Origin of the sequence: Wolbachia endosymbiont (group A) of Trypoxylon clavicerum, assembly GCF_947251665.1 — a bacterium.
Lineage (GTDB): Bacteria > Pseudomonadota > Alphaproteobacteria > Rickettsiales > Anaplasmataceae > Wolbachia > Wolbachia pipientis.
This window is the reverse complement of sequence record NZ_OX366374.1, coordinates 964,713-985,110: the sequence shown is the minus strand read 5'-3', so window position 1 is coordinate 985,110 and position 20,398 is coordinate 964,713. Positions and strand designations below refer to the sequence as shown.

The following is a 20,398-nucleotide window of genomic DNA, read 5'->3' as shown; positions in this document are numbered from 1 at the left end:
TCCATTTTTTACCTATTAGGCTAAACTACCATCTTTTTCTCTCTTTTCATATTTTTTGTCCACAGAGCCTACATAAAAACTAAAGAAGGTTGTTGGCGGCAATAATTGACCTATATTCACGCATGGTGGTTAATGAGTAACATGATAATTAGTTATAGATTCTTTATTGATGGCCGTTGATAAACGCAAACCCGATAAAAATCTGCTGTTACATAGCGATCAAGGGTCAGAGTATACCTCTCAAAATTACCAATTTCTATTGAATACAAAAAACATCATTTCCAGCATAAGCCATAAGGGCTGTTGTTACGATAACTCTGTTGCAGAAAAGTTCACTTAAAAGGGAGCTGCTTATTGATACTTCTCGCTCAACAAACCAGAACTGCCATATTTGAATACATAGAAATCTTTTATAACAAATAACGTAGACATTCTACTATTAACTATTGCATTCCTGCACAATTTATTCTCATGATAAAAACGTCTTAACTTTCTCTCTACTTTTTCTGGGTAAGGTCAAATAGAGAATTTTACAAAAATCTATTTTTAACTTACAATCAATTATTACAATTTTAAACCTACAACTTATGTATAACAGACTTATAGTCAAATCTTTTTCAGTATTATGCATCTGTTTATTTGCTTTATACATAACACTGCCAAATTTCTTTGATAATAAGCTTTTTATTTCGAAAAAAAGAATAAACTTAGGCCTTGACCTGAAAGGAGGGGCATCTTTGCTTTTAAACATAGACTTAGACTTCTATTTTAAGGAAAAGCTAAGCATGCTAGCTAACGAAATAAAAGAGACATTGCTAACAAAAAATATTGAATCTAACGTACAAAATAGCGTTATAACTTTAAATAATATTGATGATTATAAAAAAGCATCTGTGTTGATTAATGCGATAAATCCAAATTTAGAGCTAAATAGAAAAGATTCTTCGATTCTCATTTCGTATAAACCCCATTATAAAAATTCTTTGATCAGTGAAGTAGCTGCAGAATCAATAAACAATGTCCAGCGCCGTTTGGACAAACTTGGCACAAAGGAAGTCAGCGTTCAAAAACAAGGGCAGAATAAAATATTAGTGCAGGTGCCTGGAGTAGAAGATACCAAGCAGATAAAATCTCTGCTTGGCAAAACTGCTAAGCTAGCTTTTCATTTGGCAAACACTAACATAGCCAAGGTGCAGGATATAGACCATGAAACCACTGTCATGCTCAAGGATTCTTTAGGTAATTCTTATCCAATATTCCGCAAAACTGAAATAGGTGGTGATTCGCTGGTTAACGCATCAGTTAGATTTGGTCACTTAGGTAAACCAACAGTGCATTTTAAATTTGACAGCATAGCGAGTAAAAGATTCGCAAAAATCACTAAAGAAAATGTGGGAAAACCTTTTGCAATTGTTCTGGATAACACAGTCTTAACAGTACCTACAATACGTGAGCCAATTTTAAATGGAGAGGGAGAAATTAGCGGTAATTTCACTGAAAAACAAGCAAGCGAACTTGCAATACTTTTAAAATCTGGAGCACTGCCAGCACCACTTAAAATAATTGAAGAAAAAAACATTGGCCCAAGTCTTGGAGAAGAATCAATAAAGGCAGGGGAAATGGCAGCAACAATCTCTATTATAGCCGTGGCTTTATTTATAATCATCACTTACGGCAAATTAGGTGTATTGGCCTCTGTTGCACTTTTTTCTAATGTAGTTCTTATATTATCAATTCTCACTCTGCTTGAAGCAACTCTAACTTTACCTGGAATTGCCGGTATTGCACTTACTGTTGGTATGGCGGTGGATGCAAATGTTTTAATATTTGAGCGAATTCGTGAGGAAATCAAATCTGGCAAGAGAGTGGAACGTGCTATTGAAGAAGGGTTTAAAAACGCTATAAAGACAATACTGGATTCAAATATCACTACATTAATTGCTGCAGGAATAATGTTCATTATTGGCAGTGGAGCAATAAGAGGCTTTTCTGTCACTCTATCAATAGGAATTTTATGTTCGATGTTTTCTGCAATCACAGTCACAAAACTCCTGATAGAGTTGTGTATGAACCCGAAGGAACTAGTGCTTTGTTAGTCAACTACCTTCATTCCCACAACGTTATATCCTGAATCAACGTGCAAAATTTCTCCAGTAGTGCCACTACTTAAGTCGCTTAATAAGTATAACGCTGCCTTGCCAACATCCTCTATTGTAACATTGCGTCTGAGCGGAGAATTATTTCTATTCCATTCTGATATGGAGTGAAAATCGCTTATTCCAGAAGATGCTAAAGTTCTGATTGGACCAGCGGAAATTGCATTTACTCTGATATTTTGTGGCCCGAGATCACATGCTATATATTTTACACTTGCTTCAAGTGCTGCTTTACATAAACCCATAACGTTATAATTTGGCATAACTTTTTCAGCGCCATAATAAGATAAAGTAAGTAAACTACCACCATTTGACATCATTTTTTCAGCCCTTTGCGCTAAAGCAGTAAAAGAATAACACGATATATGCATTGCATTGAGGAAGTTATCCAGTGAAGTATTGACATATTTACCATCTAACTCATTTTTATCGGAGAATGCTATTGCATGCACCAAAAAGTCAAGAGTACCACATTTTTTCTCTATTATTTCGAAAGCGTTATCTATGATTTTTTCATTTGAAACGTCGCAGTGTAATATTAGCTCCACATTTAGTTCATCTGCTATTGGTGATAGTTTTTCTTTTATTATTTCATTCTGGTAGGTGATTGCAAGTTCTGCTCCGTGCTCTGAGAGAGTTTTTGCTATACCGTATGCTATTGATCTCTTATTTATTATTCCGGTTATTAATCCCTTTTTGCCTTGTAATAGACTTGTCGTCATAGAACTATCTGTTTTTTTATAATTTGGAATATTAACTAGGCAAAGTCAAGATATCACTATGTTTTAAAACATTTTTTGCAGTAACTTGAAGTCTATAAACAGTAATCTTGATTCTTCTACAACAAAGCCATCCCATATGACATTTTACCTATACCTAATTAAGCATATTAATAAGTAAGTAAATCTTAATATAATCTTATTATACTTATAAATACGCTGTATAGAATGAAAGTATGGATGATTTCATAACTGCAAGAAGAAAAGATGATGCTGTGGTATCTGTTTGTCAGGATAATAAGAAAAAAAACGTGTTAATTTTAGGGCTCAATCAAGCTGCAAGGAATTTGTTAAAATACGAGGAAGGGAATTTACTTAATAAGCCGTTAATCAATATTTTAAGTGCAAGAGCAGCTGACGACATGAAGAATTATTTAGAGTATACCGAAAATGGGCACGATTTACTTGATATATTACCTAAAGTGATAGATTTTTCCTTAACTGATGCTAAAGGAGAAGATATCAGGACAAAAGTAAAAGTTTTCCGCACTGCACAATTTGCCAGTAATAAAATAAATTATGAGCTATTAATACGTGATATCAGTTTGTCCCATAAACTAGGCTCTGTGGACAAAATTTTAGAGAAGCCATACAAGAGCTCCAACAAAATTGAGAAAACCAATAAAAACCTCAGCAGTTTTATCAAATCTGGAAAAAATGCGCCTAAAATTTTTAATTTTACCAAAAAAACACTCAATCAAATGACGTTCTTTGTAGATATGCTCATCGTAATACCTTTGCACTTTTCGATTCCGTTTTGGCGGAATAACTACTGTACATCCCTTGTCTTCAAGACTTGTAACAAAGGCATTGCTATCGTAGCCCTTGTCAGCTACTACAGTAGAGTTATAGATACTTTCGGTCAACACTTGTGCCTGCGTAATTTCATTTCTTTGACCAGGAGTCAGAGTAAATTTAAGTGGATTTCCAAGTGCATCGACAAGCGCATGTATTTTAGTTGTAAAGCAACCTTTGCTCCTCCCTAAAGCTTCTTGATCCTTGGAGTTTTTTGTATATCCAGATGAACATGGATGGGCTCGAATGATCGTACCGTCGATTATAGCAACTTCTAAATCAGGCTCTTGTTTAGTATATTCAAGCAATTTTTTCCAGACATCTCTTTCACACCATCTTTTAAATCGCTTATGTATACTCCTGTAATTACCATAAGTTTTTGGTAAAAGTCTCCATTGGCAACCACTTCGCACTATGTACCACACTGCCTCTATGAATATTCTTAAACGTTTTTCATCTTTGCTGTGCATTCCTTTTACGCTTTTTATGAACTCTAAAATTTGTTTCCAATTTTCCTCTTTGATGTAATATTGCATATGGTAGTTTCTCCATTTTTTACCTATTAGGCTAAACTACCATCTTTTTCTCTCTTTTCATATTTTTTGTCCACAGAGCCTAGGAAAGCGTAGTGCGGATGCTGCGTTTGACGAGGCGGGAGCTGGAAACGTTAACATGGGAATTTGGATTGAGGCCTATTGTGAAAACAATGGATCAGCCACCAAACCCTAAAGTAGGCGCGCCAGTTCTCGACCCTACATATTTTTTTGAAGGTTAAATCCAGCTTAGGGTCGAGAAACTTAGATAAAGCCATAGTAAAAATACTGAGAAAAGATTAATAATTATACACACAAATATTCAATCTTTTTTGATATTCGTTCAAGTGTGGCAGAAGAACTTATTCAAATAAAGTAGGTAGTAAAATATAAACATTTTATAAAGTGAAAAATGGACTTTTCAGGCCACTGCTGACTCAATACCCAGTCAATATCCTTTCCACCAGTTCTTTTACTGCCGGTACGTAGCCATTCTCATAAAATGGATCTTGCTTAAATTTGTACACATTGTGCCCGGAAAACATGAGTTCGTTCTCAATATCACCATCGTGTATAACGTTTTGCAGTGTTTTTTGTATGCAAAAACTACGCGGATCTGGCTTTCGTCCTGTTGAATGGTCACCATGATCTTTCCAATTGCTAAATAAACAATGGCTCAAACATCCCATACAATTGATTTGATCTTCTCTTATTTGTTTAAATTTATCTGGCGTCACAAAAATAACAGTTGAATCTGGGGTTTTCATTGCTTCTGTGTACCCTGCTTTAGTCCATGTATTTGCCAGTTCTTTGTCTTTTGCAGTAAGGTAGATCTTTCTACCTCTGCTACCCATTGCAAATTCATTATTAAATTCTTCGCTAGCATTTTCTGAAAACTTTATTTGACGTGAATTCCGTTCCTGCAACTCACGTATGAAGTTATTTTTTACTGCAGATGAGTAAAACCCTGTTGGACTGAATTTATTTAAAAATACATCACCTTCTTCTAAAGTGAGTAGCTTCTTTTTCCACTCTGCAGAAATTGGGCTTTCTTTCGTCAAAAGTGGACGAGTGCCAAACTGAAAAGCTATTGGTCCAATTTGCAGATTGTCAAACCAATGTTCCCAATCTTTCAAATGCCACACTCCTCCTGCCATAACAATTGGTGTTTCTGAAAGACCGATCTCGTTCATGAAAGATCTAAGCTCTGCAACTCTTTCAAATGGAGCCTGTGGTAGCTCTGGGTCTTCACTGTTACTGAGTCCATTGTGCCCTCCAGCAAGCCATGGATCTTCATACACTACTCCACCAAGCAAATAGGAAGATATTTTTTGGTAAGTACGTTTCCATAATGCTTTAAAAGCACGCACCGATGAGATAATAGGGTAATAATAAACCTGATATTTAGCTGCAATTTCTCCAAGCCTATAAGGCATACCAGCACCGCAGGTAATACCATGAACTAAGCCTTTTGCTTTTTCTAATATGCCATGAAGCACGCGTTCTGCTGCCCCCATTTCCCAAAGCACATTCATATGTACTCTTCCACGGCCTTTTGATATTTCATTTGCTATTCTTGCCTGACTAATTCCAGCTTTAATACTATACTCAATCAATTCACTGTGTTTTTCATTTCTTGTTTTGCCTTTGTAAATCAGCGGCACTAACTCACCATTATCATTAATAAGCTTAGCATTTGCACCAGAGAACGTACCCACAGCATCTGCTGCAGCAAATGCTCCGCTTGACCTTCCATCACTAATTGCAATGCCTTTACCACCTTCGATGATTGGCCACACTTCCTTTCCTGAAATTACTATCTTTTTTATCTTATTTTTCAAAACTTCCTCGCAATCTTTCACTCTATTTTACTTAATTACTAAAAAAATGATAGCTGTTTATTTTTTCTTGTATCATCAGAGCCTCTGCATAGCCAAATTTGGGTTTTTAGTAGACACAGCAGCTACTGTAAATATAGTTTCAAAAGAAGTTAATGCATTTTGCTATATGATTATAGGTCTAACAGGCGGAATTGGGGTAGGAAAGAGCTTTGTAACTAATTGCTTTCAAGAGTTTGGTGCTGCTGTATTTGATGCTGATTCTGTTGTACACCAACTTTATAGAGTGGATAAAAGCATAATAAGTTATGCAGAGAAAAATTTTCCTGGAGTGGTGGCAAATGGTGAAATAGATAGAACAGTACTGTCTAAATATTTCTTAGCCTACGATGAAAACTGGAAACAATTTCAATCTTTGGTTCACTCTGCTGTGCTGCGTGAATTAGAATTTTTTATTGCTAAGGAAAAAAAGATCGATAGAAAGCTTTTAGTTTTAGATGTGCCGCTTCTATTAGAAACAAAATTTTATTTATATTGCAACCTTATTGTTTTCGTCCATGCAGATAGCGTTGTGCAAGCTCAAAGACTTAACGAACGCAACATAGATAAAGAAAAGCTAAATTTAATCTTCAATGTTCAGTTATCTATTGAGGAGAAAAGGAAGATGAGTGACTTTATTATCGATACCAGTGTAAGCAAAGAGTATGTTTTTTCTCAAGTAAAAAAAATAGTGGATTCATTAAACCTAAACACGTAGCTTTACGTCATACCGTCACTTGGCCGTTAACAAGCAGCGGGATGACGGTTGTCAGGGTGTCATCCTAAGTTGACACTGGTTCACTCTATAATGGTGTCATCCCAGTGCTTGACACTGGGATCCAGGAAAGTTTGCTTGTAAACTAGCACGGAAAGTGGTTACAATGCTTTCGATGAGATTATATGGAAAACTGGATTCCAGTGTCAAGCACTGGAATGACATCCTTTTTTGGTCCTCTAAGTAGCCTCCTTCTCCTGTCATCCAAGTAGCCCCCTATGGTGTCATCCCAGTGCCCAGACACTGGGATCTAGCTTTTTGGTAATTTTATCGAAAATGTTTGCTCGTTTACAATCAATTTTCCTGGATCGAAGTAGTCAAGGCACTGGGATGACACTCTACTTAACCGTCATACCGCTGCGGTATCTCTTAGCCACTAACACGTAGCGGGATGACGATTGTCGATAAATCTAAGTTACTTTAGCAACAGTTATTCTCCACTAAATTACTCTGAATTTTGGTTATATTATTTGCGGATTTCACTGCTGAAATCTCAAATTTTGAGCTTGTGTTCAAAAATGATTCAACTGACCTGCCAAAAAAATCATATCTCCATCCCTTGAATAATTTATCTGTCTGTCCAGATATTGACCCGGTTAACTCATCTTTTGAAGAAACTAATTTCCTTGATATGTTACTTTCTTTACATTTACTATCTAAAATAATTGAGAGTATATCAAGTACAGATTTGTCATAATTACTCGATAAGGTGTTGTTTTGCTGCATCCAATTTCTCTCATTTTCATTAAAAATATTCACAAACTCTAGTAAATCCGCATCTTTTATATTTTTTGTATTCCTCTTGAGATCATCTAAAATCTCATCAACATGCTCTACATTTTTTTCAATAAAATCAGCTATTACAGCATTATTGATTATTTTATTACGGTTCATATTATAGCGCTGTGCTAAGGTTTCTTGCCACTCACTAACTGCTTTAACAGTTAGTATCAATCTTGGATTTACTTCATAATTAAATTTAATCCTCTTCCATGCATCTTTTGGGCTATGTAAATACTTATTTATATCAACTATTGATTCCATCTCTTCTTGAAACCAACCCATCCTATTATTTTCTTCAAGTTTATTGCACAATATTTGGTATAGGTCATATAGGTGTACCACGTCGTTTACTGCATAATCTAACTGATCTTCGGACAACGGACGCCTTAACCAATCTGAATTTTTAGCTTTAATTTTATCCAGTGCTATTCCTTGATATTGCTCCACTACTTTTGAGTAACCAATAAAGTCATGATAATAATGACAAAACATAGCAGCAACTTGGGTATCAAAAATGGGAGTGGGAATACATTTAAACACAGTGAGTAAGGATTCTATATCCTGCCGGCAGCTATGAAACACTTTGGTTATCCCCTGATTTAGCATTATTTTCTTAATGAATGATAAATCAATTTCTGGCACTAATGCGTCTACAATAAAACTCTTCTCTCCGTAAGAAATTTGAATTAACGATAATTTTGGGTAGTAGATTAAATTATTTCTAATGAACTCCGTGTCAACTGCTATAAATTTTGGCTTTTTTGCTATCAACCCCTCACATATGTCCTCCAGCTCCGACGTTGTATTAATTAACATATGTTTTTTATTCAGTGGTTCTACTTTACCACTTATATTAAATTTTTGCAATTAATGACTTCTTGCAGAACTTTCTATCACTCATTGGCATCACACAAATAGCCTTTTCCATCCCAATCCCAGTGCTTCCTTCTCCTGTCATCCCAGTGCCCTGACTACTTGGATCTAGCAAGCTTTGCTTGCAAATAAGTCTAATACGCGTCGCGTTTTATGCCAAAACACAATTGGAGTTACATGCAAAATAGATCCCAGACTGGGATGACAGCAGTCCTAGGCTCTGTGGACAAAAAATATGAAAAGAGAGAAAAAGATGGTAGTTTAGCCTAATAGGTAAAAAATGGAGAAACTACCATATGCAATATTACATCAAAGAGGAAAATTGGAAACAAATTTTAGAGTTCATAAAAAGCGTAAAAGGAATGCACAGCAAAGATGAAAAACGTTTAAGAATATTCATAGAGGCAGTGTGGTACATAGTGCGAAGTGGTTGCCAATGGAGACTTTTACCAAAAACTTATGGTAATTACAGGAGTATACATAAGCGATTTAAAAGATGGTGTGAAAGAGATGTCTGGAAAAAATTGCTTGAATATACTAAACAAGAGCCTGATTTAGAAGTTGCTATAATCGACGGTACGATCATCCGAGCCCATCCATGTTCATCTGGATATACAAAAAACTCCAAGGATCAAGAAGCTTTAGGGAGGAGCAAAGGTGGCTTTACAACTAAAATACATGCGCTTGTCGATGCACTTGGAAATCCACTTAAATTTACTCTGACTCCTGGTCAAAGAAATGAAATTACGCAGGCACAAGTGTTGACCGAAAGTATCTATAACTCTACTGTAGTAGCTGACAAGGGCTACGATAGCAATGCCTTTGTTACAAGTCTTGAAGACAAGGAATGTACAGTAGTTATTCCGCCAAAACGGAATCGAAAAGTGCAAAGGTATTACGATGAGCATATCTACAAAGAACGTCATTTGATTGAGTGTTTTTTTGGTAAAATTAAAAATTTTAGGCGCATTTTTTCCAGATTTGATAAAACTGCTGAGGTTTTTATTGGTTTTCTCAATTTTGTTGGAGCTCTTGTATGGCTTCTCTAAAATTTTGTCCACAGAGCCTAGATCCCGCTGCGGGATGACGATTGTCGTTTAGCTATAAATATTAAGAAATTTACCAAATAAAAAAAAAGGCAAAAGAAGCCCTGGGGTTATTATCCGCTTTAAAATATTGGCGTTTTTTATGTTTTAAACGCTTGACAAGCAAGATTAAGCTGCTTTTAATTGCAACTAACTTACGCTGCAAATGTTTAAGAAATTTACTAAGCAGAAAAAAAGACAAAGAATCCCCGAGTTAGCTAGTCTTTTACTATCTCTGTCGAGTATTGGCATTTTTTGATGTCTTGTAACGCTTTATAAGCGCGTTCAGCTTATTTAGATAAAAATCTAGATGTAGATGAAGTTTTGTAAAGACATACAGTATCTATGTACTGCAAAAAATTGAACATAAGACGCCGATACATTAAGTAATCCTTACCTTTTAATCTGCAGATTGGCGAAAGCAAATACAATAGCTTCACTATCATGATAAGGGCGCTGGCGAAGGGTGTCAAGTAAGTTTTTTCGTTTCTATAGCTACTACCACGATTGTATAGGTAATTCTTCACTTATAATAATGATTCAAGCCTTCAGCTCCTCAAACACTTCACTTGCTCTATTTAAAACAGAATCAGGAAAACCAGCAAGTTTTGCTACATGTATTCCATATGACTCATCTGCAATGCCTTCAATTACTTCATGTAGAAAAATAACCTCTCCGTTCCACTCTCTTATTTTTACACAAAAACATTTCGCGTTCTTCAAGTATTTGCTTACTTTAGTTAATTCATGATAATGAGTTGCAAAAATGGCGCGGCACTTATTTACATTGTGAATATGTTCAATCACCGCCTGTGCAATAGATAATCCATCATACACCCCTGTGCCCCTACCAATTTCATCAAGTATCACCAAGGAACGGTCCGTTGCCTGATTTACTATCGTTGCTGTTTCGATCATCTCTACCATGAAGGTAGAATAACCAGCTGTTATATTATCCGTTGCGCCAACCCTGCTGAATATCTTGTCAATCACTCCAATATGTGCACTCTCTGCTGGCACAAATGACCCCATGTGAGCTAAAATTGCAATGAGAGCGTTTTGCCTCAAGAAAGTGCTTTTTCCAGCCATATTAGGACCAGTAATTAGATGTATACCAGCTAAATTGATGCTATTTGCAATGAATTTATCGTTAACTTCAACCACTGGATGTCTTCCGCTACAGATATTGAACTCTTTGCTGTCATCAATAATGGGTTTTACGTAATTATTTTGCACTGCAAGCTCTGCAAATGCGGTTCTAATATCAAGTTTTGCCAAAGCATTTGCAGCAAGAGCAATTTTTTCAGATTCTTTAGCGACTTCACTACACAGTTCACTAAAAATTTTCATTTCTAAGCCGATTGCAGCATCACGTGCCGTAAGAATTTTATTTTCTAGTTCTTTCAATTCATTAGTAGTGTAGCGCATGCTATTTGCTAAGCTTTGCCTATGAATAAATATATCCGAAGTTATTTTGTGATTTGCCGACACTTCAACGTAATAACCAAGTATGTTGTTGTGTAATATTTTGAGTGCGGCAATGCCAGTTAGGTCGCGATAAGATTCACGGAGCTTAGTTACCAACTTGTTACTGTTGTTCAATATATAAGATAACTCAGATAATTCTGAGTTGTATTTTGAGTGAATAAATCCTCCTTCTTTCACGGAACTGAGGTTATTATCAAGTATAGCACTATTTAGCAGTTCAAATAGGTCTTTATGATTGCCAAGGCTTTTATGTATTGTGCTTAGCTCACTCTCGTCTGATTTTACTGTCATTCCAGCGCGTGACGCTGGCTGGATCCCAGTTTGGATGACATATTGTTGTGGGAGAGATCCATTTTCACCTGATTCAATTTTACATAAGAACTCAGACAACTCTAAAGTTTTTCCTAGGCCTATTTTTAATAGGTTCATATCCTTTGGTGAACCACGCCCTAGTATTAAGCGCGATAAAGACCTCTCAATATCTGGAATGTTAGATAATATCTCTCGTATTTTTTTGCGTGAATCATGATTATTTACAAAAAATTGAGCGGTGCTGAGCCTTAGGTTAATTGCCTTAGAACAAGCAAGTGGTGAAGCAAGCATTTGTTTTAACAGGCGTCCACCAGAGGCTGTAACTGTGTGATCAATAACTGAAATTAGTGAACCTTTCTTTTCACCAAATTGAGTTGAAAATAACTCAAGATTTCTCCTTGCTGAAGCATCAATAAGCATGAAATTTTGTTGCTTATAGGTTTTTGGGAATTCAAGCCTTGGAATAGAGCCCCTTTGTGTTACTCTGACATATTCAAGCAGTGCACCGCACGCCATGATTTCTACTTTGCTGAAATTTCCTATACTCCCAAGTTCCCTGATTTTATAAAACTCGCATAACGTTCTGTGAGATTTACTATACTCAAAAAAGCTCTGTGCGTGTTGCGTAATTGATATTTTATAGTTTTTTAAAATCGATCTAATTTTTTCGTCCTCAGTGAATTTTTCAGAAATTAATAATTCTCTTGGTGATATACGCAATAAATCACTATCTAGAGCTTTCAAACTCGTTAAAGTGTGAAAAAATTTTCCCGTTGATAATTCAAGCCAACTAATAGCATATTCGTCATTTTGTTCAACTATGGATGCAAGATAATTATTGCTTTTATCCTCCAGTAGTGAATCTTCTATAATTGTACCTGGAGTTACAACTCGCACTACATCACGTTTTACTATGGATTTATAGCCCCTCTTTTTTGCTTCATCAGCAGTTTCTAATTGGTCACAGATTGCTACTTTGAATCCTAAATCTACTAGCTTGTGTAGGTAAGATTCACTACTGTGTGCTGGCACTCCACACATTGGTATTTCTTGCCCATTGGAATTGCCTCTCTTGGTTAGCACTATATTCAGCAATTTCGCAGCTTTAATAGCATCATCGAAAAACAACTCATAAAAATCTCCTAGCCTATAAAATAGCAGATGATCCTTGTATTGAGCTTTCAGGTTCAAATACTGCTCCATCACAGGGGTGTTTTTTTCTTTTACGAAGCTCATAATGTTTTTTAATATATTGTATTGATAAACGTTATTATAGATTATATTGCACATGTGAATAACATAAATTTTAAATAGGTGTATAGAGGGGAAAATTTAAAACAATTAAATTTCTTGGATCCAAGTAGTCAGGACACTTGGATGATATAAAGAGTAGGAGTATTCGATGACAAAAAAGCAAAAAATGCAATTGTCATTCCAGCGCGTGACGCTGGAATCCAGAATGTCCTAATTACAAAGTTTATTATTTAGTTTGAAAAATACTATAGCTTTTTCTGTAGCTAAGCTGACCTAGATTTACCAACAATTTGAAAAACCGTCATTCCGCTACTAGGCTCTGTGGACAAAATTTTAGAGAAGCCATACAAGAGCTCCAACAAAATTGAGAAAACCAATAAAAACCTCAGCAGTTTTATCAAATCTGGAAAAAATGCGCCTAAAATTTTTAATTTTACCAAAAAAACACTCAATCAAATGACGTTCTTTGTAGATATGCTCATCGTAATACCTTTGCACTTTTCGATTCCGTTTTGGCGGAATAACTACTGTACATCCCTTGTCTTCAAGACTTGTAACAAAGGCATTGCTATCGTAGCCCTTGTCAGCTACTACAGTAGAGTTATAGATACTTTCGGTCAACACTTGTGCCTGCGTAATTTCATTTCATTGACCAGGAGTCAGAGTAAATTTAAGTGGATTTCCAAGTGCATCGACAAGCGCATGTATTTTAGTTGTAAAGCCACCTTTGCTCCTCCCTAAAGCTTCTTGATCCTTGGAGTTTTTTGTATATCCAGATGAACATGGATGGGCTCGGATGATCGTACCGTCGATTATAGCAACTTCTAAATCAGGCTCTTGTTTAGTATATTCAAGCAATTTTTTCCAGACATCTCTTTCACACCATCTTTTAAATCGCTTATGTATACTCCTGTAATTACCATAAGTTTTTGATAAAAGTCTCCATTGGCAACCACTTCGCACTATGTACCACACTGCCTCTATGAATATTCTTAAACGTTTTTCATCTTTGCTGTGCATTCCTTTTACGCTTTTTATGAACTCTAAAATTTGTTTCCAATTTTCCTCTTTGATGTAATATTGCATATGGTAGTTTCTCCATTTTTTACCTATTAGGCTAAACTACCATCTTTTTCTCTCTTTTCATATTTTTTGTCCACAGAGCCTAGAATATTCAAAATATCAGTTGCACAATAAACCCGATCTCTCTTTCCTTGAGAAGTTTGTGAAACGATGCCTAAATCTTCAAGCTTTACGATTGCTCTTTGGGCTGTTGTAAATACGATACCTAAGTTTTCAACCACTTTCCTTATAGTAAAGTAAGGGTTTAAAGACTATTAACTAAATCATTGTCCCATTCAAATTTTGGTGGCAAGGGGCTTGGTATAAATGCCTGATAACCAGCGAATACTTTGCCTGATGGTGATCCTTTAATATACATTCATTCAACCTAGCACACTATTTTTATAGTATATATTATTTTCAAATAAAGTCAAAAATGAAAATAAGGCTTTATCTTATTTGCGTGCATGAAAATAAGAAGCTCTCTTATTATTGATTTTGCTCAAAAACGAAAATAGAAGAAGCTGCTGAACTTTATATATCCTGTTTTTCTGGAGAACTGCTATAAAACTTCTGAGTGAAGTCACTTAATTTTTACACATCTATTGTAGAGTAAGAAGAACCGAATTTGAAACAAAAATGCTAACTGATGCTTGGACTTTACTGACACTTACACTACTTGAAACTATACTTAGTGTAGACAATTTAATCTTTATTTCTCTAGCAATAGATAAGGTACCAAATGTGCTGAGAGAAAGAGTGCGCCTTATGGGCCTTGGATTAGCGCTATTAATGCGTTTTGTAATACTATTTTTTACATCATCTATATTGTCAATGCAAAAACCTATATTTCACACTGCATCAGCAAGGGATTTACTTATGATCGCAGGGGGATTATTCCTTATTGTTAAAAGCTCTATGGAGTTACGGGATGACATCTTTGTATGTAAGAAAAATAAAAAGAAAGCAAACGTTAAATCAAAATTTTTTTTAGTTGTGCTACAAATTATATTAATAGATTTAGTTTTTTCGGTTGATTCGATATTAACTGCTATAGCACTAACTTATAACATGGTAATAATTGCTACAGCATTTACATTTTCCATGCTAGCAATGCTGTTTTTATCAAGTTATACCGCCCAGTTAATCAAATCTAACCCAGGGTTAAAAATAATCGCCATTTTATTTATTTTACTTGTCGGTGTGTACCTCATACTTCATGGATTTCATATAGAATTACCAAAAGGATATTTGTATTCTTCATTTATGTTTGCACTGCTTGTGGAAGTTATGAGCAAAATAAAGAAAATTAACCGTCATACCGTGATTCATTCGCGGTATCTCAGCCGCTAACAAGCAGCGGGATGACAGCAGTCCTACGTCATACTGCTGCGGATAGATCCCGCTAACACGTAGCGGGATGACGAGGTTATCGTCATGTTGCCGCGAACCGTCATACCGCGATTCATTCGCGGTATCTCGGCAATAAATCCCGCTAACAAGTAGCAGGATGACTAGACTTTTTAATTTACTCCCACTCAATAGTTGCAGGTGGTTTAGAAGTGATATCATAAACAACTCTATTTACTCCGGGAACATTATTAACAATTATACTGCCAACATTCTGTAAAAAGTCCCAAAACACTAGCGAATGCTGATCCTTATCCTCAAATGGAAATGCATCAGCCGTCATACCATCGGACGATGTTACAGCCCTTAAAGCACAAACATATCCATACGTACGACCATCTCCCATAACGCCTACAGTTTTTATTGGTAATAATACAGCAAAAGCTTGCCATATCTTATCGTATAGATCGTAATTTTTCATCGTATTAATATATATTTCATCTACTTCTTGCAATATTTGCACCTTTTCTTCATCGACTTCACTTATAATCCTCACTGCAAGTCCGGGTCCTGGAAATGGATGTTGAAATATTATCTCATCTGAAAGCCCAATTTCCTTTCCAAGTAGCCTTACCTCATCTTTAAAGAGGTAACGTAAAGGCTCCACTAGCTTCAGGTTCATCTTTTCTGGTAACCCACCAACATTATGGTGAGACTTAATTGTACTAGTGTTGTCTGAGGCATGCCCTGACTCAACTACATCAGAGTAAATGGTACCTTGCATCAAAAAATCTACATCACCTATTTTTTTTGCTTCTTCTTCAAACACTTCAATGAAAGCGTTACCGATGATTTTTCGCTTTTCTTCTGGATCAGTTATTCCCTTCAACCTACTCAAAAATAAATTTGATTTATCAACGTAGTTTATCGGAATCTCTTTCAACATAGCAATGGTCTGGTTCTTGCGTAACAACCCAGTATCGATAAAAATACAGTTCAATTGTTTTCCTATAGCTTTATGTGTGAGAGCCGCTGCAACACTTGAATCAACTCCACCACTTACTGCAGCGATTACTTTTTTCTCTCCTACTACATTTCTGATTTTTTCCTTCTGCTTTTCAATAAACGACTTCATTGTCCAGTCTCTTTCGCAATTTGCAATATCCAAGAAGTTAGAGAGCAATTTACTGCCATTTGTTGTAGGCTTAACTTCAGGATGGAACTGAGTACAGTAAATCTTCCGCTGTTCGTTGACAATCATTGCAATTGTTTGATTTATCACACCTGATGCGATAACAGTAAATCCCTGTGGTATAGTATCAACACTGTCCGCATGGTTCATTAATACATCCACTTCAGAATTAACATCCCAGGTATCTTTTATAATGGGGGATTCTTTTAGTATCTTGATTTTAGTTCTGCCAAACTCCTGTTTAAAACTCTCTTTTACTTTTGCTCCAAAATAATGACAAATGAGTTGCTGTCCATAGCATATTCCAAGTATAGGAACGTTTGTTGCCTCATTAAGTTTTATAATTTCATGTACTACTCTACTTGTTTCAGAACAATCATCATTTACAGATTGTGGTCCTCCAGAGAGAATAAACCCATTGAATTTTGATATTGTTTCAAAACTGATGTTGCTTGGAAATATCTCACAATAAACGCCCATTTCTCTGACTTGTCTTGCGATAAGCTGTGTAAACTGTGAACCAAAATCAATAATGGCAATTGCTGACAATTTGCTCCTCCATATTATTTTAAGCAATATCTGATAATAAAGAAAATAATGGAGCAAGTAAATCAAGACCTGTTTAAAAGCTTTAACGCGTGGTACAAGTTAGCTATATAGCTAATTTTCCTACACCATACCGCTGCGGCGCTAACACGTAGCGGGATGACGGTTGTCAGGCTAGTGCCTTCTCCTGTCATCCCAGTGCCCTGACTACTTGGATCTAGGCTCTGTGGACAAAAAATATGAAAAGAGAGAAAAAGATGGTAGTTTAGCCTAATAGGTAAAAAATGGAGAAACTACCATATGCAATATTACATCAAAGAGGAAAATTGGAAACAAATTTTAGAGTTCATAAAAAGCGTAAAAGGAATGCACAGCAAAGATGAAAAACGTTTAAGAATATTCATAGAGGCAGTGTGGTACATAGTGCGAAGTGGTTGCCAATGGAGACTTTTACCAAAAACTTATGGTAATTACAGGAGTATACATAAGCGATTTAAAAGATGGTGTGAAAGAGATGTCTGGAAAAAATTGCTTGAATATACTAGGCTCTGTGGACAAAAAATATGAAAAGAGAGAAAAAGATGGTAGTTTAGCCTAATAGGTAAAAAATGGAGAAACTACCATATGCAATATTACATCAAAGAGGAAAATTGGAAACAAATTTTAGAGTTCATAAAAAGCGTAAAAGGAATGCACAGCAAAGATGAAAAACGTTTAAGAATATTCATAGAGGCAGTGTGGTACATAGTGCGAAGTGGTTGCCAATGGAGACTTTTACCAAAAACTTATGGTAATTACAGGAGTATACATAAGCGATTTAAAAGATGGTGTGAAAGAGATGTCTGGAAAAAATTGCTTGAATATACTAAACAAGAGCCTGATTTAGAAGTTGCTATAATCGACGGTACGATCATCCGAGCCCATCCATGTTCATCTGGATATACAAAAAACTCCAAGGATCAAGAAGCTTTAGGGAGGAGCAAAGGTGGCTTTACAACTAAAATACATGCGCTTGTCGATGCACTTGGAAATCCACTTAAATTTACTCTGACTCCTGGTCAAAGAAATGAAATTACGCAGGCACAAGTGTTGACCGAAAGTATCTATAACTCTACTGTAGTAGCTGACAAGGGCTACGATAGCAATGCCTTTGTTACAAGTCTTGAAGACAAGGGATGTACAGTAGTTATTCCGCCAAAACGGAATCGAAAAGTGCAAAGGTATTACGATGAGCATATCTACAAAGAACGTCATTTGATTGAGTGTTTTTTTGGTAAAATTAAAAATTTTAGGCGCATTTTTTCCAGATTTGATAAAACTGCTGAGGTTTTTATTGGTTTTCTCAATTTTGTTGGAGCTCTTGTATGGCTTCTCTAAAATTTTGTCCACAGAGCCTAGGGTAGCTAGTTATTCACTATCCATTTTTTAAGTTGGCGTTTTTTTATGTTTTAAACGCTTTATAAGCGCGTTTCAGCTTATGTAGGTAGAAGTTTTATAAAGACATAAGGTGCACATAGTGCAAAAAATTAAACATGAGACGCCAGATACGTGAGTTTTTTTGTCATTTAATCTGTACAGAGAAGATAAATAAATAGCTTCAATGTTTATGATAAGGGGGCTGGCGGAGTTTGTCAAGCAAGTTTTTTCGTTTCTATTTCCAAGAAAAGTTCGTTATATGGTTATGCAAGAAGTCTATTTACCCATTTGCTTAACTTTCTCTCTACTTTTTCTGAGTAAGGTCACTATTGGCATGACAAACATTCATCGTAGTCAATATCTGTTTTTTGCTGCAATATTTCACTTTTTTTGAGTATGTCATGCGAGACCTTATCGGCTCTCTGCATTGATTGTGATCTGCAGTAATATAAGCTCTTCAATCCTTTTTTCCAGGCAAGCATGTGTATTTTATGCAAGTAACGTTTATGTACGTTAGCAGGTAAGAACAGATTTACTGATTGAGACTGGCAAATACACGAAGTTCTATCACTTGCATGTTCTATAATCCATCTTTGGTCAAGCTCGTACGCTGTTTTAAATGTCAATTTTTCATGCTCACTGAGAAAATCTAAATGCTGAACGGAACCCTCGTTTGTTGAAATTGAAGACCATATTTTATCATTGTCTTGATTTTTTTCTGCTAATAGTTTTTGCAAGAATTTATTTCGCACTACAAATGAACCTGTAAGTGTCTTTTGTATGAATACGTTTGCTGCATATGGTTCTATTCCAGGAGAGGTATTACCTGCAATAATGGAGATCGAAGCAGTAGGAGCAATAGCGAGCTTGTGTGTAAACCTTTCCATTAGATCAACTTCTTTGGCATCAGGACATGCTCCCTTTTCTTCTGCTAATTTTTTAGAAACTATATCTGCTTGCTCGCGTAAATACTTAAATATTTTTTTATTCCATTGTTGTGCTGTTACTGATTCAAAAGGAACCATTTTGCTTTGTAAAAATGAATGAAAGCCCATCACACCAAGACCAATACTGCGTTCTCTTATTGCAGAATATTTTGCTCGCTGCATTTCATTCGGTGCTTTATTTATGAAATCTTCCAATACATTATCAAGAAAGCGCATTATATCTTCTATGAAGAGTTTATTGTCTTTCCATTCTTCGTAGTACTCAAGGTTTACGGATGATAGACAACACACAGCAGTGCGTGATTTATTCAGGTGATCATAACCTGTGGTTAAAGTTATTTCACTGCATAGATTTGACATCTTGATGTCTAAGTTGAGCTTTTTGTAAGATTCTGGCTTATTGTTATTTGTTGCATTAAGGAAAATAATGTAAGGTTCTCCAGTTTCAACTCTTGCTGTTAATATTTTGATCCATATATCCCGCGCTTTTACAGTTGAAATAACCTTATTGTTGTGAGGGCTTATTAAATTCCATTCTTGATCATTCTCAACAGCCTGCATAAATTTATCTGTTACTATTACAGCATGATGTATATTTAACGCTTTGCGATTTGGGTCACCGCCTGTTGGCTTACGTAAATCCAGAAACTCTTCTATCTCCGGATGAGATACAGGAAGATAGACTGCTGAACTTCCTCGCCTTAAGGATCCCTGACTAATTGCAAGCGTTAGAGCATTTTGCACTACAATAAATGGAACAATTCCTGATGTTTTGCCGCTACCCTTTACGCTTTCGCCTATTGAGCGTAAATTTCCCCAATAACTACCTATTCCACCACCACGTGCAGCAAGCCAAACATTTTCATTCCATAGATCAACTATTCCCTGCAAGCTGTCTTCGGTTTCATTAAGAAAGCAAGAGATAGGTAACCCTCTCTTAGTGCCACCATTGCTGAGTATTGGTGTTGAAGGCATGAACCACAAGTTGCTCATGTAGTCATAAAGACGCTGCGCATGTTCTTTATTATCAGAATAGTAATTAGCAATACGTGCAAAGAGGTCTTGATAACTTTCATTTTCTATTAAATACCTGTCTGATAGAACTGCTTTTCCAAAGTCGGTTAATTTGCTGTCCTTTGCGTAATCAATAGTAATGTTATTCATAAAATTCCTTT

17 protein-coding genes and 1 pseudogene are annotated in these 20,398 nt (G+C 35.8%); 7 read left to right on the top strand and 11 right to left on the bottom strand.

Annotated features, from left to right (window positions below; all coding sequences use genetic code 11):
* Positions 1–92: 92 nt before the first annotated feature.
* Both OPR60_RS07045 and secD read left to right on the top strand, forming a co-directional pair.
* Positions 93–423, top strand: a pseudogene (locus OPR60_RS07045) (DDE-type integrase/transposase/recombinase); the annotation flags it as partial.
* 164 nt (positions 424–587) lie between these two features.
* Positions 588–2,096: a protein translocase subunit SecD gene (gene secD, locus OPR60_RS05075; protein WP_065095131.1), complete on the top strand. Its 1,509-nt coding sequence runs from the start codon at positions 588–590 to the stop codon at positions 2,094–2,096.
* On the opposite strand, the gene OPR60_RS05070 is transcribed toward secD, so the two are convergent.
* From OPR60_RS05070 to OPR60_RS05060, 3 genes are all read right to left on the bottom strand, one after another.
* The gene (locus OPR60_RS05070; protein WP_065095130.1) at positions 2,093–2,878 is read right to left on the bottom strand and encodes an enoyl-ACP reductase FabI; all 786 of its coding nucleotides are present in this window, start codon (positions 2,876–2,878) and stop codon (positions 2,093–2,095) included. The genes secD and OPR60_RS05070 overlap by 4 nt on opposite strands.
* A gap of 635 nt (positions 2,879–3,513) precedes the next feature.
* The gene (locus OPR60_RS05065; protein ID WP_265040125.1) at positions 3,514–4,266 is read right to left on the bottom strand and encodes an IS5 family transposase; all 753 of its coding nucleotides are present in this window, start codon (positions 4,264–4,266) and stop codon (positions 3,514–3,516) included.
* A 434-nt stretch (positions 4,267–4,700) separates the two neighbouring features.
* Positions 4,701–6,104, bottom strand: coding sequence for an NAD(P)H-dependent flavin oxidoreductase (locus OPR60_RS05060; RefSeq protein ID WP_265040342.1), 1,404 nt, complete (start codon positions 6,102–6,104; stop codon positions 4,701–4,703).
* A gap of 166 nt (positions 6,105–6,270) precedes the next feature.
* Here OPR60_RS05060 and coaE point away from each other — a divergent pair, with 166 nt between their 5' ends.
* Positions 6,271–6,858 carry a dephospho-CoA kinase gene (gene coaE / locus OPR60_RS05055; RefSeq protein ID WP_065095029.1) on the top strand — a complete coding sequence of 196 codons (588 nt, stop codon included), beginning with the start codon at positions 6,271–6,273 and terminating at the stop codon, positions 6,856–6,858.
* A gap of 477 nt (positions 6,859–7,335) precedes the next feature.
* Here coaE and OPR60_RS05050 read toward each other — a convergent pair whose 3' ends face one another.
* Positions 7,336–8,514, bottom strand: a complete 1,179-nt coding sequence (locus OPR60_RS05050) for a ribonuclease D (RefSeq protein ID WP_006279667.1) — start codon at positions 8,512–8,514, stop codon at positions 7,336–7,338.
* Between the two features lie 353 nt (positions 8,515–8,867).
* On the opposite strand from OPR60_RS05050, the gene OPR60_RS05045 reads away from it, so the two are divergent.
* On the top strand, positions 8,868–9,620 hold the full coding sequence (locus tag OPR60_RS05045; RefSeq protein ID WP_265040147.1) for an IS5 family transposase: 753 nt from the start codon (positions 8,868–8,870) through the stop codon (positions 9,618–9,620).
* A gap of 70 nt (positions 9,621–9,690) precedes the next feature.
* Here OPR60_RS05045 and OPR60_RS05040 read toward each other — a convergent pair whose 3' ends face one another.
* From OPR60_RS05040 to OPR60_RS05025, 5 genes are all read right to left on the bottom strand, one after another.
* Entirely contained in the window at positions 9,691–9,822 is a 132-nt protein-coding gene (locus tag OPR60_RS05040) for a hypothetical protein (protein WP_265040146.1), read from the bottom strand.
* A 374-nt stretch (positions 9,823–10,196) separates the two neighbouring features.
* Entirely contained in the window at positions 10,197–12,692 is a 2,496-nt protein-coding gene (gene mutS, locus OPR60_RS05035) for a DNA mismatch repair protein MutS (RefSeq protein ID WP_065095027.1), read from the bottom strand.
* Positions 12,693–13,043: 351 nt separating this feature from the next.
* Positions 13,044–13,349, bottom strand: coding sequence for a transposase (locus tag OPR60_RS06875; protein WP_406829820.1), 306 nt, complete (start codon positions 13,347–13,349; stop codon positions 13,044–13,046).
* A gap of 6 nt (positions 13,350–13,355) precedes the next feature.
* Positions 13,356–13,796 carry an IS5 family transposase gene (locus tag OPR60_RS06870; protein WP_406829751.1) on the bottom strand — a complete coding sequence of 147 codons (441 nt, stop codon included), beginning with the start codon at positions 13,794–13,796 and terminating at the stop codon, positions 13,356–13,358.
* A gap of 26 nt (positions 13,797–13,822) precedes the next feature.
* Complete coding sequence (locus OPR60_RS05025) at positions 13,823–14,014, bottom strand: hypothetical protein (protein ID WP_265040145.1); 192 nt, start codon at positions 14,012–14,014, stop codon at positions 13,823–13,825.
* 397 nt (positions 14,015–14,411) lie between these two features.
* Between OPR60_RS05025 and OPR60_RS05020 the strand changes: the two genes are divergently transcribed.
* Positions 14,412–15,125: a TerC family protein gene (locus OPR60_RS05020; protein ID WP_065095136.1), complete on the top strand. Its 714-nt coding sequence runs from the start codon at positions 14,412–14,414 to the stop codon at positions 15,123–15,125.
* A 175-nt stretch (positions 15,126–15,300) separates the two neighbouring features.
* On the opposite strand, the gene guaA is transcribed toward OPR60_RS05020, so the two are convergent.
* Positions 15,301–16,863, bottom strand: a complete 1,563-nt coding sequence (guaA, locus tag OPR60_RS05015; protein WP_065095135.1) for a glutamine-hydrolyzing GMP synthase — start codon at positions 16,861–16,863, stop codon at positions 15,301–15,303.
* 297 nt (positions 16,864–17,160) lie between these two features.
* On the opposite strand from guaA, the gene OPR60_RS05010 reads away from it, so the two are divergent.
* Together OPR60_RS05010 and OPR60_RS05005 are read left to right on the top strand one after the other, a co-directional pair.
* Complete coding sequence (locus OPR60_RS05010; protein WP_264702399.1) at positions 17,161–17,427, top strand: transposase; 267 nt, start codon at positions 17,161–17,163, stop codon at positions 17,425–17,427.
* A 57-nt stretch (positions 17,428–17,484) separates the two neighbouring features.
* Positions 17,485–18,237 (top strand): IS5 family transposase, encoded by a 753-nt coding sequence (locus OPR60_RS05005; RefSeq protein ID WP_265039632.1) that lies wholly within the window; start codon positions 17,485–17,487, stop codon positions 18,235–18,237.
* A gap of 365 nt (positions 18,238–18,602) precedes the next feature.
* Here OPR60_RS05005 and OPR60_RS05000 read toward each other — a convergent pair whose 3' ends face one another.
* Positions 18,603–20,387: a ribonucleoside-diphosphate reductase subunit alpha gene (locus OPR60_RS05000; protein WP_265040144.1), complete on the bottom strand. Its 1,785-nt coding sequence runs from the start codon at positions 20,385–20,387 to the stop codon at positions 18,603–18,605.
* Positions 20,388–20,398: the final 11 nt, after the last annotated feature.

Bases quoted from the DNA above. Each gene is read 5' to 3' on its own strand.
- coaE (WP_065095029.1), top strand. From the start codon at position 6,271: ATGATTATAGGTCTAACAGGCGGAATTGGGGTAGGAAAGAGCTTTGTA.
- OPR60_RS05045 (WP_265040147.1), top strand. From the start codon at position 8,868: ATGCAATATTACATCAAAGAGGAAAATTGGAAACAAATTTTAGAGTTC.
- OPR60_RS06870 (WP_406829751.1), bottom strand. From the start codon at position 13,796: ATGCAATATTACATCAAAGAGGAAAATTGGAAACAAATTTTAGAGTTC.
- OPR60_RS05000 (WP_265040144.1), bottom strand. From the start codon at position 20,387: ATGAATAACATTACTATTGATTACGCAAAGGACAGCAAATTAACCGAC.
- OPR60_RS05010 (WP_264702399.1), top strand. From the start codon at position 17,161: ATGCAATATTACATCAAAGAGGAAAATTGGAAACAAATTTTAGAGTTC.
- OPR60_RS05070 (WP_065095130.1), bottom strand. From the start codon at position 2,878: ATGACGACAAGTCTATTACAAGGCAAAAAGGGATTAATAACCGGAATA.
- OPR60_RS05050 (WP_006279667.1), bottom strand. From the start codon at position 8,514: ATGTTAATTAATACAACGTCGGAGCTGGAGGACATATGTGAGGGGTTG.
- OPR60_RS05065 (WP_265040125.1), bottom strand. From the start codon at position 4,266: ATGCAATATTACATCAAAGAGGAAAATTGGAAACAAATTTTAGAGTTC.
- OPR60_RS05020 (WP_065095136.1), top strand. From the start codon at position 14,412: ATGCTAACTGATGCTTGGACTTTACTGACACTTACACTACTTGAAACT.
- OPR60_RS05005 (WP_265039632.1), top strand. From the start codon at position 17,485: ATGCAATATTACATCAAAGAGGAAAATTGGAAACAAATTTTAGAGTTC.
- secD (WP_065095131.1), top strand. From the start codon at position 588: ATGTATAACAGACTTATAGTCAAATCTTTTTCAGTATTATGCATCTGT.
- mutS (WP_065095027.1), bottom strand. From the start codon at position 12,692: ATGAGCTTCGTAAAAGAAAAAAACACCCCTGTGATGGAGCAGTATTTG.